This window comes from Pseudomonas sp. TE3895 (assembly GCF_056278855.1).
The window spans coordinates 2,120,505-2,137,298 of record NZ_JBWBQE010000001.1; the positions used below are offsets into that span (position 1 = coordinate 2,120,505).

The following is a 16,794-nucleotide window of genomic DNA, read 5'->3' on the forward strand; positions in this document are numbered from 1 at the left end:
TCTACTGGGGATCTGCATTCTGGTGTTTCTTTCATGCGGGCTTTTTGGCTTTTTCTTTTCTTTCTGTTCAGCGCACCGGCGAGTTTCGCCGAACAACGCTGTGACGCCCAGGTGCCGGTGCAGCGTGCCGAACTCGGTGCCGTCAGCCTGGTGTACCAGAGCGTCGGTGCGCCACGCGACCCGGCCTTGCTGCTGGTCATGGGCTTGGGCGGGCAGCTGATTCATTGGCCAGATGATGTGGTCGAGGCATTGTGCCGCCAAGGTTTTCGGGTGATCCGCTATGACAACCGCGATGTCGGCCTGTCACGCTGGAACCAGGTGCCACCGCACGCCAACCTGACGCTCGAACTGTTGCGTTACAAGCTGGGCCTGCCCGTGTCGGCGCCCTATACGCTGACTGATATGGCCGATGACGGCTTGCGCCTGATGGACGCGTTAGGCGTGCGCCAGTTTCATGTATTGGGGGTGAGCATGGGCGGCATGATTGCCCAGCACCTGGCGGCGATGGCGCCTGAGCGTGTGCGCAGCCTGACGCTGGTCATGTCCAGTTCAGGGGCGGCGGGGCTGCCGGCGCCGGCCCCGGCGTTGGTGCAGTTGCTGGCCCGGCGCAGCGCGCCGAACCGTGAAGTGGCTATCGAGCAGCAGGCCGACCTGCTGGCGGCCTTGGGCAGCCCCGAGGTACGAGACGACCGCGAAGTGTTGCTGCACCAGGCGGCGCAGGCCTACGACCGGGCGTTCAACCCTGACGGGGCCAAGCGCCAGATCATGGCGATACTGGCCGAACCGAGCCGCGTCGAGTTGCTCAACCAGTTGCGAGTGCCGACCCTGGTGGTACACGGCACGGCTGATCCGTTATTGCCGGTGATGCATGGCGTGCACTTGGCGGCGCATATCCGGGGCAGCCAGTTGCGCTTGATCCCGGGGCTGGCGCACCGTTTCCAGGAGCCGTTCAAGGCGCCGTTACTGGGGGCGGTGTTGCCTTATTTGCAGGCGCACAGGCAAGAGGTCACGCACATCGCAGGGCTCTGAATCGGCGCCGATTTCGCTCAGTGCATCCGCACCCACACAGTCACCAGCACGGTCGCGGCGATCAGCCAGGCCACCGTGGCCAGCGCCATCGAAGCCTCGAGGCGCAAGCGGTCGACCAGTACATACAGAGTTGCCAGGTACACGAAATACGGAATGATCGACCACATGCCAAACAGGATGGTGGTCTTCAGGTCGGCAATGCTGCGCCCCTTGCCGACGATGTAGTGGGCAATCAGGGCGAAGGTGGGGAACAGCGGCACCAGCCCTGCGATGTAGTAGTTGCGCGTTTTCGACAGCACCGCCAGCAACAGCACCACGCCTGCGCCCAAGGCCGCTTTGAATACCAGGTCCACGTTGTTTTCCAGTTTGGGTTCAAGTCAGCCGAGGCCGTATTTTTTCACTTTGTCGAACAGCGTGGTCTTGGCCATGCCCAGCTCCTGGCTGGCCTGGCTCAGGTTGCCACCCGTGCGTTGCAGGGCATCAGTGAGCAGGTTGCGTTCGAATGCTTCCACCGCCTCGGCAAAAAGCAGGCCTTGGTTGGCACCACCGCTGGGGCCTTTCTTGAATGCTGGCAGGCCGAGGGCATAGCGTTCGGCCACGTTACGCAACTCGCGCACGTTACCCGGCCAGTCATGGGCCATCAGGCGCGACAGGGTCTGGCTGTCCAGTGTCGGTGTTTCGCGGTCGAAGCGCAGGGCCGACTGCTGCAGGAAATGTTCGAACAACTGCAGGATGTCTTCACGGCGCTCACGCAGCGGCGGCAGCTCCAGGGTGACCACGTTCAGCCGGTAATACAGGTCGCTGCGGAACTGGCCGCTCTGGCCCAAGGCATCGAGGTCGGCCTTCGTCGCGGCGATCACCCGGCAATCCACCGGGATGCTCTGGTTCGAGCCCAATCGCTCCAGGGTGCGCTCCTGCAGCACGCGCAGCAGCTTGATCTGCAGGTTGATCGGCATGCTCTCCACTTCATCGAGGAACAGCGTGCCGCCATTGGCGTGTTCGATCTTGCCGATGCGGCGTTTGCCGGCACCGGTGAAGGCGTTGGCCTCGTGGCCGAATATCTCGCTTTCAAACAGGTTTTCCGGCAGGCCTCCACAGTTCAGCGCCACGAACGGGTGGCTCTGGCGGCGGCTGAAGTCGTGCAGGCAGCGTGCGACCAGCTCTTTGCCGGTGCCGGTCTCGCCTTCGATCAGCACGTTGGCTGAGGTGTCGGCGACGTTGGCGATCAGTTCGCGCAAGTGCTCCATGGCCGGTGAGCGACCAATGATGCGTCCCTCCAGACTGCTCTGTTCGGCCAGCTGGCGGCGCAGGGCCACCACTTCGCGTGACAGCCCGCGCTGTTCCAGCGCGCGGCGTACCACGTCGACCAGGCGCTCGGGGGAGAACGGTTTTTCCATGAAGTCGTAGGCGCCGTTACGCATGGCGCCTACGGCCATGTCGATATCGCCATGGCCAGTGATCAGCACCACCGGCAGGCTGCGGTCACGGGCCTTGAGGCGATTGAGCAGCTCCAGGCCATCAATACCCGGCAGGCGGATATCGCTGACGACAATGCCGGCGAAATCGTCGCCGATGCGCTCCAGCGCCTGTTCGGCGCTGCCCACGCCCTCGCAGGCGATATCCTCCAGGGCCAGCGCCTGCTGGCAGCCGAGCAGCACATGCGGGTCGTCTTCGACAATCAGGACGGTAAGAGGCGCTTGGTTCATGGATGCTCTGCCGATTCGCTAGGGGGGGAAACCAGGGGCAAGGCCAGGACGAAGGCCGTGCCGCCGGTGGCGGGATGCTCGACGTTGAGGCTTCCCTTGGCGGCGGCGGCAAGGCTCGCCGACAGGGTCAGGCCCAGGCCCAGGCCATGCTCGCCCGGTTTGGTGGTAAAGAAGGGTTCAAACAGGTGCTTGCGCGCTTCGGCGTCGATACCGTGGCCGTTGTCGCGCACCTGCAAACGGTACTTGTCGCCCTGCAACTCGCCTTCCAGCCACAGCTCAGGCTGCGGTTGCGCGGCCATCGCGTCAAGGGCGTTGCCGATCAGGTTGACCAGAATCTGCTCCAGGCGGGTCTGGTCGATGGCCAGTTGCTGGTCCTCGAACTGGTGGTGCAATTGCAAGTGACAGGCACTGACGCGGTTGGCCAGCACCTGCAGGGTGGCCTCTACCGCCTTGGCCAGTGAAGCCTGGCCGCTGTCATCGCCGCGCCGGGCGAACGAGCGCAGGCTGGCGGTGATGCGGCCCATGCGGTCGATCAGGTCATTCATGGTGCGCAGGTTGGTGCTGGCAGTTTCCAGCGCCCCGCGCTCGAGGAAGCGCACTGTATTGCCAGACAAGGTGCGCAGCGCAGCCAGTGGCTGGTTCAGCTCGTGGGCAATGCTGGTGGACATCTGCCCGATGGCGGCCAGCTTACCTGCCTGCACCAGCTCATCCTGGGCGTGGCGCAAGGTCTGCTCGGCATGCCGGCGCTCGCGAATCTGGCCCTTGAGGCGTTCGTTGCTGGCGCGCAGGTCGGCGGTGCGTTCGGCAATCCGTCGCTCCAGCTGGCTGTTGGCCTCTTCAAGGGCTTCGCGGGCCGCCAGGCGGGTGGCGATCACTTTGCGCCGCTCGTTCCAGGCAATGCCGAGGATCGCCAGCAAGGCAAAGGCCACGCCCACCAGAATGCCCTGCACCATGGATTCGCGACGCAGGTCCTGCAGTGGGGTCAGCAGGGTGAAATGCCAGGGCGTGTCGACCAGGCGCCTGGTTTGCGCCAGGTAGGCCACCTCGTGCGGTTTGCCATGAGCGGTTTCGGTGTTGGCCGGGAAGGTCAGTTTTTCCACACCATCGGCCAGGGTTTCCCGGGCCAGGGGCTGCAATTCGTTCAGCGGCCACCAGTAGTACTGCAGGCTTCGCGCCAGGCGCTCCTTGATTTGCGGGGTCAGCGGGCGCACCGACTTAAGGCGCCGGGCCGGGTCGCTGGAGAGAATGATGATGCCATTCTCGTCGCTGACGAACGCCTCCAGGCGGGCACGCTGCCAGCGCTCCTCGAGGGTGTCCAGGCGCACCTTGATCACCGCAACGCCTATGATCTTGCCGTGCTCCTCAAGGCCATGGGCCAGGTAATAGCCAGCCTCGCCAGTGGTACTGCCGATGCCGTAGAACCGCCCTGGCTCGCCGCGCACGGCAGTCTGGAAGTAGGCGCGGAACGACAGGTCTTCACCCAGGAACGAGTCGGCATCGCGCCAGTTGCTGGTGGCCTGTACCCGGCCATTGGTGTCGAGGACGAAGATGGCCCGACTGCGACTGCGACGGTTCAGGCCTTCAAGGTATTCGTTGACCGTCTGGCGTGAGGCGCCGTCCGGGTCGGTGAGCAGGTGCGAGACGCTGTCTTCCAGCTCCAGCAGGCTCGGCAAGTAGGTGTACTTGCTGATTTCGCTTTCGACCGTGCGTGCGTGCAGCTCCAGCTGGCGTTCGCCGTTTTCGCTGAGGGTGCGGATACCATTGCTCTCGCTGATCAGGTAGCCAGCCATTCCCAGGCCGACCATCATCAGGATGATCAGTGGTGGTAACAGCAATTGACGGATCAGGCGGGAATTCACGGCAGGCTTGGCAGGGCGAAGTAGCGAGGGATCGCATTTCATCACAGTGGCCTTGTTACGACCAGCTTCCGCTGCCTGGTGGGTCCGTGGCAGCGGAAGCTGTGGCCGGGTCAGTGCTGCAGAATCTTGCTGAGGAAGTGCTGGGTGCGCTGGTCGCGGGCGCTCTGGTCACCGAAGAACTCTTCCTTGGTGCAGTCTTCGATGATGCTGCCCTTGTCCATGAAGATGACCCGGTTGGCGACTTTGCGGGCAAAGCCCATCTCGTGGGTTACGCACATCATGGTCATGCCTTCGTGGGCCAGTTGCACCATCACGTCCAGTACCTCGCTGACCATTTCCGGGTCCAGTGCCGAGGTGGGTTCGTCGAACAGCATGACGATCGGGTCCATCGCCAAGGCGCGGGCGATGGCCACGCGCTGCTGCTGGCCACCGGAGAGCTGGCCGGGGTGTTTCTTGGCATGGGCACTGAGGCCTACACGCTCGAGCAGCGCCAAGCCCTTCTTGGTGGCTTCCGCCTCGCTGCGGCCCAGCACCTTGCGCTGGGCAATGGTCAGGTTCTCGGTGATGGTCAGGTGCGGGAACAGCTCGAAGTGCTGGAACACCATGCCCACGCGCGAGCGCAGCTTGGGCAGGTTGGTCTTCGGGTCGGCAATCGAAGTGCCATCGACCACGATGTCGCCCTTCTGGAACGGCTCCAGCGCGTTGACGCACTTGATCAGGGTGGACTTGCCCGAGCCCGACGGGCCACAGACCACCACCACCTCACCTTTCTTGACCTCGGTGCTGCAGTCGGTCAGTACCTGGAAGTCGCCGTACCACTTGTTGACGTTCTTGATGGAAATCATACGGTGATCCTTTTTTGCAGGCGCTTGACCAGCCACGAAGCGGAGAAGCTGATGAGGAAGTAGACGACGCCGGCGAAGATCAGGAACTCATGGGAGCGCCCGATGATGTCGCCGTTGGAGCGTGCCGAGTTGAGGAAGTCGACCAGGCCCACGGTGTATACCAGCGAGGTGTCCTGGAACAGGATGATGCTCTGCTGCAGCAGCAGCGGGGTCATCTTGCGGAAGGCCTGGGGCAGGATGATCAGGCGCATGGTCTGCGCGTAGTTCATGCCCAGCGCTTGTGCGGCGCCCATCTGGCCCTTGGAGATCGACTGCACACCGGCGCGGACGATTTCGCAGAAATACGCGGCCTCGAACATCATGAAGGCAACCACGCAGGAGGTGAAGGCACCCACCGGGGTATCTTCGCCGGTGATCCAGCGCAGCACGAACGGGACCGCCAGGTAGAACCAGGTGATCACCAGCAGCAGCGGGATCGAGCGGAAGTAGTTGACGTAGGCACCGGCCACGTTCGACAGCAGTTTGCTCGACGACAGGCGCATCAGGGCCAGGATGGTGCCCAGCACGATACCGCCGATGACGCCCATGACCATCAGTTTGAGGGTCATGACCATGCCCTCCCAGAGGGCAGGCAGGGCGGGGATGATTTCGCTGAAATCCATTTCCATTTACTTGCCCCCCACGGAGATCAGGCCAGGCACGGCGACTTTCTTCTCGACCATGCGCATGAGCAGCATCAGGCCCATGTTCAGGGTGAAGTAGATCAGCGTGGCCAAAGTGAACGCCTCGAACAGGTTGGCGGAAAACTCTGCGGTCTGTTTGGTCTGCGCCAGCAGCTCCATCAGGCCGATCAGCGACGCCACCGAGGAGTTCTTGAATACGTTGAGGAACTCGGAGGTGAGCGGCGGAATGATGATCCGGTAGGCTTGCGGCAGCAGCACATTGTTGTAGATCTGCGGGAGGCTGAAGCCCATGGCGCGGGCGGCAGCTTCCTGGCCTTTGGGCAGCGCCTGGATACCGGTACGCACTTGCTCACAGACGCGCGCGGCGGTGAACAGGCCCAGGCAGACGACCACACTGATCAGCGCTGAAGTGGTCGGGTTGAGGTCCTGCTTGAACCATTCCTGCAAGCCTTCTGGCAACAGGTCCGGTACCAGGAAGTACCAGATGAACAGTTGCACCAGCAGGGGCACGTTGCGGAACAGTTCCACGTAGGCGGTGGCGATACCCGATACCAGGCGGTTCGGTACGGTACGCATGACACCGAGGAGCGACCCCAGCAGCAGCGCGATGATCCAGGCGGTGATGGCGATGGCGATGGTCCAGCCCAGGCCGGTGATGTACCAGTCCAGATAGGTTTCGCTGCCCACGCCGGTGGACTTGAAGAACACGCCCCAGTCCCAGTTGTAATTCATCGGGATTTCCCCTCAGACGGTTGTTTCACGGGCACCTTCGAGCATCCGGGGGCGCAAGGCGCCCTCGGATGAAAGGTTAGACACTAATGAGTGGCCTGCAGAATTGATTCGTGCTTGTGAGCACCAGGCCACTATTTGCTGAGGATCAGGACTTCTTCTCGTCCGCAGCCTTGTCGGTCGGCTCGGCGATCAGTTTTTTCAGCTCTTCGCTCATCTGGAAGTTGAGGTTCAGGCCTTTAGGCGGGATCGGCTGCATGAACCACTTGTCGTAGCTCTTGTTGACTTCGCCCGACTTGAAGTAGGCAACGATGGCGTCGTCGACCGCTTTCTTGAACGCAGCGTCTTCCTTGCGCACCATGCAGCCGTAGATTTCGTACGACTGTGGCGTACCGGTGATGACCCAGTCGGATGGCTTGCGCGCCTTGGCCATTTCACCGGCGAGCAGGGCGTCGTCCATCATGAAGGCCACAGCGCGGCCGCTTTCGAGCATGTTGAAGGCTTCACCGTGGTCCTTGGCGGAAATCACGTTCATCTTCATCTGCTTGTCGGCGTTCATCGCCTTGAGGATGCGCTCGGAGGTGGTACCAGCGGTGGTCACCACGTTCTTGCCGGCCAGGTCCGGGAAGTCTTTGTATGCAGGTTGACCGTCCTTGACCTTGGTCAACAGGCGGGTACCGACTTCGAAGATGCCGACCGAGAAGCCGACTTGCTGCTGGCGCTCGACGTTGTTGGTGGTGGAGCCGCACTCCAGGTCGACGGTGCCGTTCTGCACCAGCGGAATACGGGTTTGCGAGGTGACCAGGTTGTAACGGACCTTGATGTCCGTGCCCAGTTGCTTTTTCAGCGCGTCGACGACGGCCAGCTGGATGTCATGCGAGTAACCGACGGGCTCGGGTTTGCCGGCCAGGTAGGAAAATGGAATGGAGGAGTCGCGGTGCCCCAGTGTGATGGTGCCCGATTCCTTGATCTTCTTCAGGGTGCCGGTGAGCTCCTCGGCCATGGCCGGCGAAGCGATGACTGCAGCCGCGATGGCTGCGCCCAGCAATTGACGAACGATACGCATCAAATTTTCCTCGACGTGTTTGTTTTTTTTATGGAGCCGTTGGCGGACTCTTCGTTCAACGAATACAGCAAGAAGCGGGTGCATTCGGCTACCAAGTGTAGAGCATGACTCGTGCCAAGCCCTGCTGTCGACCTTAAACCGCTTGTATTGCTCGCGCTTGACAGTCTCGCCATCTCTCCGGGGTTCGCCAGGCCGAATAAATAGCATTTGCTCGTTCGGTTATCCGAACGCATGGGCTGCCGCACATCCAGGTATCGCGTGTGGTAACTATGCAGTGCGCGGCAAGGGCGCAGACGTAGTGTGCTCTGCTCTTTGCCTGGAGAGCTCCACAGATGTCATCGCACCGGCCCCCGAACGATTCCATCGATAGCCTGATTGCCCAAAACTTGCCTGGATGGCTAGTCGACCACGCGCAACCGGAAAGGCTCGATGCGTTACGAAACGCCCTGCGGCGGCAGGCGAACTGCAATGCGCGGCTTGGCCCGATCCTCCAGGCCATCCCTTCTTTGCAGGCCTACGCAGCAGCGTTGCTCAAAACGAAACTGCGCAAGAGCGGCTTCAGCAACCCGGACGTGACGGGCTGGAGGGTACGGGTCTCGCAGCGGCTGTTGCTGCCCAGCGCTTCGCCTGTGTTGCTGCGGCCCACCTATGTTCGCCGCTCCAGGCGCTCATTGCTGGAGGCGGCGCTGCATAACTATCATCGCAGGGAGACACGCCCCGGGCTCACGCTCAAAGGTGAACTGGTCGATGGCAATGGTAACCGCCTGCCGATGAGCTTCCACGCGTTTGCCTCCGCATGTCGCGAGGTCGACGCAGGGGGCAAGTACCAGGCGTTGCTCACCCACCATCTACAGCCTGAGGATGGCCCGGAGGATGAGCCGGGCCAGGCCGTTTCCCGCTTGCACGGGCTGTTCGAGGCGAGTTTCAAGGCCCATTTCGAGGTGGCGATGCGGGTCGCTGCGTTGAAACAGGACATTGACGAGCGCACGTATTTTTTTCTGTTGCCACTTATTGCCGAAAAGCCGGTGGTGCCTGCGCTGGTGGGCACTGTGGTGCCCCGACAGTTGTACCTGCTGGGCCGCCCGGTTCAAGGCGTGCTGACGCTGGAAGTGCGTCCGTCAGCTGATGTCGCAGTGGAGTCGGTGGTGCTCTGGGTACCCGATGACCCTCTTCAGCCCGTCTCCCGTCATGCCAGCTGGGATGCACTCGACAACTACCTTGGAAAGCGCTTCCGTGCGCCGGCCTATCGGCGCTTTTTCGCACGCTTCATTACCGAGCGTGAGCGCATCAATTTCTATCGCGTATTGAACGAGCGGGTCGCGCAGGCATCGGCAGCCGGGGTGGAACTCGACGCCCGTTCTGCACCGATCACTGACGCACCGTTCGTCCACCTGCGCCGGCAATGCCTCGCCAAGATCAGGGATGACGCCAAGGTGCTCGCTGTGCCCACCGATGTCGAAGATGACGAAGACCGCGAAGCGCGTATGCAGGGCTACAAAGAGCTGGGTTTGAATGTGCTGAACGTGGCGGGGGCGTTCGTGCCTGTGCTTGGCGAAGTGCTGCTGGTGGCAAACGCGGTTCAGATTGCTGACGAAGTTTATGAAGGGTATGAAGATTGGCGCATGGGTGACCGCGAAGGGGCGTTGAACCACCTGTTCAACGTTGCCGAAAACGTCGTGGTCGGCGGGATGATCGCAGCCGGCAGCCAAGTGGCCGTGCGTGCCCTTGAGCGTCTGGCCTTCGTGGATGACTTGGCACCGGTGTGCAACTCCGCAGGCAAGGTCAGGCTCATGGCCACGGATCTGCCCGGTTACGATGCCCAACCGTTGCGTGGTGCTGGCGCACAGGAATGGTTATGGCACCTCGATGAGGGGCGTTATCGGGTGATGGAGGATCCGCAGGATGGTCGCTCCAGGATCCTGCACCCTGGTCGTCCCAGGGCCTACCGGCCGGCGATAGAGCAGAATGGCGCCGGTGGCTGGCGCCATGAACTCGAAACTCCACAGTACTGGGAAGGGCGGGCCAACCTGGTGCGCCGCCTGAGTACGCCCCTGGCAGAGCTACCGGAACCGACATGCGACTACCTGCTCCAGGTGACAGGGCTGAGTGAAGCGCAGATTCGCCGTTTACACGTTGAGCACATGGGCGCACCTGCACGGTTGCTCGACGCCCTGGAGCTTTATCAGGCACATGAATTACACCCGGACTTCAGCGCGCCGCGACTGGCGCAGTACGTTGCTGATCGGCAAGTGCAGCCCAATGGCATCGAGCGGATATTGCGGCGCACTTTCCCCGGCCTGTCGGCTCGCTGTACTCGTGAGCTGCTTCAGCAATGCAGCGGTGCGCAGCTCGATACACTCAGCACCGCGCAGCGGATCCCTTTGGCAGTGGCCGAGCGTGCACGATGGTCGCTGCGCGAAAGCCGTCTGGACAGGGCCTGTGCCGGTTTGCGCCTGCCGCGTTGCGTCAATCCGGACACCGAACGCCTGGCTTTGGGCTTGCTCGAGCGTCAGCTGAAATGGCCGGACACCCTGCGCATCGAACTGCGCGAAGGTAGCCCGAGTGGCCGGTATCTGGCCGGTATCGGCGCAGAGTCTGCGCAGGATGTACGGTGTATCGTGCGCCGCGGCGACGGCTATCGCTACGTCGGTCAAGGTACATCCGGCCCCTACCTGGCGGCACTGTTGGCTGCGCTGGACGAGACGCAGACAGCCGATCTCGGCGATGCCGCTGTCAGTCCAGGCGCCCTGGGCTCGTTGCTGATCGAGGCCGCTGCCGGTGATCGTACCCAAGCGGCTGAGCTCTGTGGCATGCCGCGTCTGGGCGTTGGCCTGCGACCCCCGACCCGTTTCGGGGATGGGCGTATCGGGTATGCCTTGAGTGGGCGAGGCGAGAGCAGTCGGCGTGCCATAGGGCGTGGTATTCACCAAGTGTTTCCGACGATGACAGACGGGGAGCTACAAGCCTATCTGCTTGACCTCATGGAGCGGCGAGTAGGGTTGTGGGAGCACTACAGCCAGCTCACGGGGCAGTTGGCGCGCCTGCGTCAGAGCCTGCGCCAGTGGCGAAGGGATGCCAGTAACCCACTGGACGCCCTACGCCGCCGTCGGGTCGCTACTGCCGTACGGCGAAGCTGGCGGCGCAAGATAACCGACGAGGCCGGGGACTACGCGCTGATCATCAGCGGAGAGCGTATCGGGAGTCTGCCCGAATTACCGGAGGGGGTGAGCTTTGATCATGTGCGACGGCTGATCCTCAGTGACCTGGGCCTTGGTGAAATCAATGCGGACTTTCTTCGCCGTTTTCCCAACCTGATTGAACTCGACCTGTCCGGCAATCGCCTGACTGCGATCCCTCACGGCATTGAACATATGCCCCGCCTGCGGCAGCTAAACCTGCGCCGCAACAGCGTGATAATGGATGAGGCCGGTGAATTGCGTCTTGCCGGGATGAGCGCGCTGCGGTACCTGGACCTCAGCCACAACCCGTTGGGAAGGGCGCCGGTACTGACGCGCCTGGGCAATTTGCGTGAAGTCAACTTGCGCTCTGCTGGCCTTGAGGCGTTGCCTGAGCGGATTTCATTTCGTGCCCACATAGACTTGCGAAACAACAACATTCGCACGCTGCGCCGAGAGTTGCAGCAGCTGCGCCTGCAGGTGCACCAGTTGTCCTTGCACGATAATCCACTTGGCGAAGCTGACGCATTACTGCTTGATGAGGCTCGAGGTGTAACCCCAGGACAGTGGGGGTCAGCGTCCGCACGCCATCGCGCCATTGACAGTGACCTGTTCAATACCTGGGCCAACAGCACAGCCGACGCTGAACGTGATCGCCAGCAGGCCATATGGACAGCGCTGCTTGAGGAGCCGCACTCAGATGGAATGTTCCGCTTTCTGGCAGACTTCGTCCACGGCGAGGACTTTGAACAGCACCCTGGGCATTACCGCAGCCGAATCTGGCGGATTCTGGAAACGTGTGAGCAGCACGAGCAGTTGCGTCATCAATTGTTTCTCGAGGCATCTGGCCGGCGCAGTTGTGAGGATCGCCTGCTGCTGTTGCTGGAGCAGATGGAAATTGGGGTTCTGGTGCTGCGCGCCGTCGAAGATGCTCATGGCAGCCGGATGGAAGCTCGTTTGCTAAGCCTGGCGCGTGGTTTGTTTCGCCTGGACGAGGTCGACCGCCACGCGACGTTGCACGTGCAACGCATGCATGCCGAGCACGCCCCACATATCGATGAAATCGAGACAAGGCTTTTTTACCGACAGCGGCTTGCGCGTCCGTTGGGCTTGCCGATCGAGCTCGACGAAATGCACTACCCAAGTTTTGCAAACGTAACCACCAGCGACCTGCTGCGGGTCCAGGACGCGGTTCTGCAAACTGAGTCGACGGATGCCCTGATTGCCTCGTTGGCACAGCGGCCTTTCTGGGAGCAATACGCGCGCGAGTTTCATGCGCAGCGATTTGAAGACCTGGTACAGCCACTGCACCAGCGGATGGAGGCCCTGCAGGCTCAGGTAGATGAGCAAGTGATCAGCGAAAACGAGTTTCTGCAACGCTGTGAAGCACTGAAGGCTGATTTCGATCGCAGCGAGCGGGCATTGCTGGCGCGGTTGGCGCGTGAAGCCTACGAGCGTTGGGCGAATACGCCCCCTTGACGGATCAAGAGGGCTTCACCGTCGGTATCAGGCTGCGCGGCTATTCGCGCGCACCTTGCGGGCTTGCTGCAGATACGCCTCCAGGGCCATCTGCTCCTGTGCAGTCAGCGACAGGCCCAGCTTGGTGCGACGCCAGATAATGTCAGCGGTTTGCTCTGCCCATTCCTCTTCCAGCAGGTAGTCCACCTCGCGGGTGAACAGCCCGGCCCCGATAGCCTGCCCGAGGTCTTCGGGGCCGTGAACGCCATCGAGCAGTCGCCACACACGGCTGCCATAGGTGAGCACCCAGCGTTTGGCCAGGTCTACAGGCAACCAGCCGCAACGTGCCAGTACGGCATCGATCAGCGCCTGTACCGTTGTCATGCCCTCTGCGCCCGGCAGTGGCGCACTGGCGGTCCAGGGGCCGCGCATCTGGGTGAAGAAGGGCTTGAGTTCAGCCATGGCCGATTCGGCCAGCTTGCGGTAGGTGGTGAGCTTGCCACCGAACACCGACAGCAGCGGTGCCTGGCCAGCTTCTGCCGAAAGGGCGAGTGTGTAGTCCCGGGTCACCGCCGAAGGGTTGTCCGACTCGTCGTTGCACAGCGGCCGAACGCCGGAGTAGGTATGCAGGATGTCGGCTTGGCTCAGTTGGTGGTTGAAGTGCTCGTTGACGACCTTCAACAGGTAATGTGTTTCCTGCTCGGTAATGGCGACCGCGGCCGGGTCGCCGCTGTATTCCCGGTCAGTGGTGCCGATCAGGGTAAAGCGGTCCAGGTACGGGATGCAGAAGACGATGCGCTGGTCTTCATTCTGCAGAATGTAGGCATGTTCACCTTCATACAGGCGCGGCACGATAATGTGGCTGCCCTGGATCAGGCGGATGCCGTAAGGCGCATCGAGCTTGAGGTCGTCCTTGATGAAGCTGGCTACCCACGGGCCGGCGGCGTTGACCAGCGCGCGGGTATGGATCGTCTGGAGGCTACCGTCGGCGTGCTGCAGTTCTACCTGCCACAAGCCCTCTACACGTTCGGCGCGCAAGCAGCGGGTGCGGGTGTGGATGTGTGCGCCCAGCTCACGGGCCGCCATGGCGTTGAGTACTACCAGGCGGGCGTCATCGACAGCGCAGTCGGCGTATTCGAAGCCGTGGGTGATTGCCGGCTTCAGCGGGTAGCCCGGGCCGAAGCGCAGGCTACGCGAGGCGCCCAGGCGCTTGCGCTTGCCCAGGTGGTCGTAGAGGAACAGGCCGGCGCGGATCATCCATGCAGGGCGCAGGTGCGGGCGGTGCGGAAGCACGAAGCGCATAGGTTTGACGATGTGCGGGGCCTTGGCCAGCAGCACTTCGCGTTCAGCCAAGGCCTCGCGTACGAGGCGAAACTCGTAGTGCTCCAGGTAGCGCAGGCCACCGTGAATCAGTTTGCTGCTGGCTGATGACGTGTGTTGGGCCAGGTCGTCTTTTTCGCAAAGGAAGACCTTCAAGCCGCGACCAGCGGCGTCGGCAGCGATGCCCACGCCATTGATGCCACCGCCGATCACGACAAGGTCATAGCAGTCGGCTGTTGGGGGCTGGGACGAAACTGGCTGGGACACGGGCAAGGCCTCCTGGGGCTGTTCACATCGAATATGAACATTGATGTTCGTTTGCGAAAATATTAGCGCAACAGAAAGCCGGTCGCCAGTCAGTCTCTATAGAAAAAACTGATCAAATGACAACGAAGTGAACATTTCCGAAAATTTAGGGGGTGGCTTTGGTTATGGGGGGGCGCTGTCTCAGGCATAACTGGCCCGAAACCGATGCAGGCGCGAGCCACGCTCGCGATGCGCCGCGCGGGCCGCACTTGATCTCACGGCCGCCACACATCTGGCGGCATGCACCCACCAGCCCTCAAACCACCTCAAGCCTGATCTTGTTCTGGTTCAACAATTGGGTAAGGGTTGGGGTTGGTGTCTGATCGGTCACCAGGCAGTCGACCAGGTCGATCGAGCCCAGACGCACCATGGCATTGCGCCCGAACTTGCTGGAATCGGCCGCGAGGATCACTTGCCGGGCATTGGCGATGATGGCTTGCGACACCCGCACTTCCTGATAGTCGAAATCGAGCAGGCTGCCATCCTCGTCGATACCGCTGATGCCCACCAGGGCGAAGTCGACCTTGAACTGGTTAATGAAATCGACACTGGCCTGGCCGACGACACCACCATCACGGCGTACCGTGCCACCCGCCACCAGCACTTCGAAATCGTCCTTGGCGGCCAGGATCGCCGCCACGTGCAAGTTGTTGGTGATGACTTTCAGGTGGTTGTGGTTGAGCAGCGCCCGTGCGATCGATTCGGTGGTGGTGCCGATGTTGATGAACAGCGACGCATGGTCGGGAATCTGCCGGGCTACGGCGTCGGCAATGCGCTGCTTTTCGTCGCGCATCTGGTCGGCACGCATGGCGTAGGCGGTGTTCTCGATGCTCGAATCGTAAGCCGCGCCGCCGTGATAACGACGCAGCAGGTTGAGCTCGGCAAGCTGGTTGATGTCGCGTCGGATGGTCTGGGGAGTGACAACGAACAGCTGCGCCATTTCCTCGATACTGACATAGCCGCGTTCGCGTACCAGTTCGAGGATTTGTTGTTGGCGAGGGGGCAGATTCATGGGCGGTCCTTTGGGGCTGCCGGACAAATTCTGCAATGATGCCGTAGGAAGGGGATGACGGCCAGTGGACGATTGGGGCCGCATGGCGGCCCCAACAGCTATCATGCCTCGTGATCTTCCCAGTCACGGGTACGCTCGACCGCCTTCTTCCAGCCGGCATACAGCTTTTCTTTCTGCGTTTCGTCCAACTGCGGGCTGAACTCACGCTCGATGATCGCCTTGTCGCGCAGCTCGTCCAGGCCACTCCAGAAGCCACAGGCCAGGCCTGCCAGATAGGCGGCGCCCAGCGCCGTGGTTTCGCGCATCTGCGGCCGCTCGACGCAGGTGCCGAGGATGTCGGCCTGGAACTGCATGAGGAAGTTGTTGGCCACTGCACCACCGTCCACGCGCAGCTCGGACAAGCGCTGGCCACAGTCCTGCTGCATGGCGTCGAGGACATCGCGGGTCTGGTAGGCGATGGACTCCAGTGCGGCGCGAATGATGTGGTCCACCTTTACACCACGTGTCAGGCCGAACAACGCACCGCGGGCATACGGGTCCCAGTACGGGGCGCCCAGGCCGGTAAAGGCGGGCACCAGGTACACGCCGTTGCTGTCCTTGACCTTGCTGGCGAAGTACTCGGTATCCAGGGCGTCGTTGACGATCTTCAGTTCGTCACGCAGCCATTGCACGGTAGAGCCGCCATTGAATACCGCACCTTCCAGTGCATAGGCCACCTCACCACGCGGGCCGCAGGCAATGGTCGTGAGCAGGCCGTGGGACGACTTCACCGCCTGGTCGCCCGTGTTCATCAACAGGAAGCAGCCGGTGCCGTAGGTATTCTTGGCTTGACCCGGCTCAACGCACATCTGGCCGAACAGTGCCGACTGCTGGTCGCCGGCGATACCGGCAATGGCAATGCCGCTCTTGGTGTGGCCGTACACTTCCGAAGATGGGCGCACCTCAGGCAGCATTTGCCGCGGGATGCCCAGGATTTGCAGCAGCTTGTCGTCCCACTGCAGGCTGTGGATGTTGAACATCAGCGTGCGCGAGGCGTTGGTGTAGTCGGTGACGTGAACCTTGCCACCCGTAAACTTCCAGATCAGCCACGTGTCGATGGTGCCGAACAGCAGTTCGCCACGCTCGGCGCGTTCACGGGCGCCGTCGACATTGTCGAGGATCCACTTCAGCTTGGTGCCGGAGAAATACGGGTCGGTGACCAGGCCGGTGGTTTCACGAATGTAGCCTTCATGGCCGTCACGCTTGAGCTGGGCACAGATTTCGGTGCTGCGGCGGCACTGCCAGACAATGGCGTTGTACACCGGGCGCCCGGTTTCCTTGTCCCACACCACCGTGGTTTCGCGCTGGTTGGTAATGCCCAGCGCGGCGACCTGGGCGTGGCTGATACCCGCCTGGGCCAGGGCCTCGACCATGGTCGCGCTTTGTGTGGCGAAAATCTCCATCGGGTCATGCTCGACCCAGCCCGCCTGCGGGTAATGCTGTGCGAACTCGCGCTGGGAGGTACCTACAACATTGGCGTCACGGTCGAAAATGATCGCCCGTGAGCTGGTGGTACCCTGGTCCAGGGCGATGATGTAGTTCTTATCCTGGGTGTCTGTCATGGTC

The 16,794-nt window shown here is 62.0% G+C and carries 12 protein-coding genes; 2 read left to right on the forward strand and 10 right to left on the reverse strand.

The annotated features are described in order from the left end of the window. Positions 1-33 precede the first annotated feature (33 nt). Positions 34-1,029, forward strand: coding sequence for an alpha/beta fold hydrolase (locus tag ACZ889_RS09540; RefSeq protein ID WP_180688754.1), 996 nt, complete (start codon positions 34-36; stop codon positions 1,027-1,029). Positions 1,030-1,046: 17 nt separating this feature from the next. Here the strand turns inward: ACZ889_RS09540 and ACZ889_RS09545 are convergent, their stop codons facing one another. The 7 genes from ACZ889_RS09545 to ACZ889_RS09575 form a co-directional block, all read right to left on the reverse strand. Continuing rightward, positions 1,047-1,382 (reverse strand): GlpM family protein, encoded by a 336-nt coding sequence (locus tag ACZ889_RS09545; protein WP_010952237.1) that lies wholly within the window; start codon positions 1,380-1,382, stop codon positions 1,047-1,049. A 24-nt stretch (positions 1,383-1,406) separates the two neighbouring features. Next, entirely contained in the window at positions 1,407-2,735 is a 1,329-nt protein-coding gene (gene aauR, locus ACZ889_RS09550; RefSeq protein WP_003254975.1) for a two-component response regulator AauR, read from the reverse strand. Next, positions 2,732-4,636, reverse strand: a complete 1,905-nt coding sequence (gene aauS / locus ACZ889_RS09555; RefSeq protein WP_179052734.1) for a two-component sensor histidine kinase AauS — start codon at positions 4,634-4,636, stop codon at positions 2,732-2,734. The genes aauR and aauS overlap by 4 nt, the downstream gene beginning before the upstream one ends. A gap of 68 nt (positions 4,637-4,704) precedes the next feature. Further along, the gene (locus tag ACZ889_RS09560; protein WP_020190711.1) at positions 4,705-5,439 is read right to left on the reverse strand and encodes an amino acid ABC transporter ATP-binding protein; all 735 of its coding nucleotides are present in this window, start codon (positions 5,437-5,439) and stop codon (positions 4,705-4,707) included. Then, positions 5,436-6,107 carry an amino acid ABC transporter permease gene (locus ACZ889_RS09565; protein WP_003254970.1) on the reverse strand — a complete coding sequence of 224 codons (672 nt, stop codon included), beginning with the start codon at positions 6,105-6,107 and terminating at the stop codon, positions 5,436-5,438. The genes ACZ889_RS09560 and ACZ889_RS09565 overlap by 4 nt, the downstream gene beginning before the upstream one ends. Beyond that, on the reverse strand, positions 6,108-6,854 hold the full coding sequence (locus ACZ889_RS09570; protein WP_016488794.1) for an amino acid ABC transporter permease: 747 nt from the start codon (positions 6,852-6,854) through the stop codon (positions 6,108-6,110). A 145-nt stretch (positions 6,855-6,999) separates the two neighbouring features. Further along, a complete protein-coding gene (locus tag ACZ889_RS09575) occupies positions 7,000-7,917 on the reverse strand; it encodes a glutamate/aspartate ABC transporter substrate-binding protein (RefSeq protein WP_003254967.1) in 918 nt (305 codons plus the stop codon). A gap of 332 nt (positions 7,918-8,249) precedes the next feature. On the opposite strand from ACZ889_RS09575, the gene ACZ889_RS09580 reads away from it, so the two are divergent. Beyond that, on the forward strand, positions 8,250-12,572 hold the full coding sequence (locus tag ACZ889_RS09580) for an NEL-type E3 ubiquitin ligase domain-containing protein (RefSeq protein WP_476257333.1): 4,323 nt from the start codon (positions 8,250-8,252) through the stop codon (positions 12,570-12,572). Between the two features lie 27 nt (positions 12,573-12,599). Here ACZ889_RS09580 and glpD read toward each other — a convergent pair whose 3' ends face one another. From glpD to glpK, 3 genes are all read right to left on the reverse strand, one after another. Next, positions 12,600-14,138, reverse strand: coding sequence for a glycerol-3-phosphate dehydrogenase (glpD, locus tag ACZ889_RS09585; RefSeq protein WP_476257334.1), 1,539 nt, complete (start codon positions 14,136-14,138; stop codon positions 12,600-12,602). Between the two features lie 295 nt (positions 14,139-14,433). Continuing rightward, positions 14,434-15,189, reverse strand: coding sequence for a DNA-binding transcriptional repressor GlpR (gene glpR, locus ACZ889_RS09590; RefSeq protein ID WP_003254962.1), 756 nt, complete (start codon positions 15,187-15,189; stop codon positions 14,434-14,436). A gap of 101 nt (positions 15,190-15,290) precedes the next feature. Continuing rightward, a complete protein-coding gene (gene glpK, locus ACZ889_RS09595; protein ID WP_004575666.1) occupies positions 15,291-16,790 on the reverse strand; it encodes a glycerol kinase GlpK in 1,500 nt (499 codons plus the stop codon). Positions 16,791-16,794: the final 4 nt, after the last annotated feature.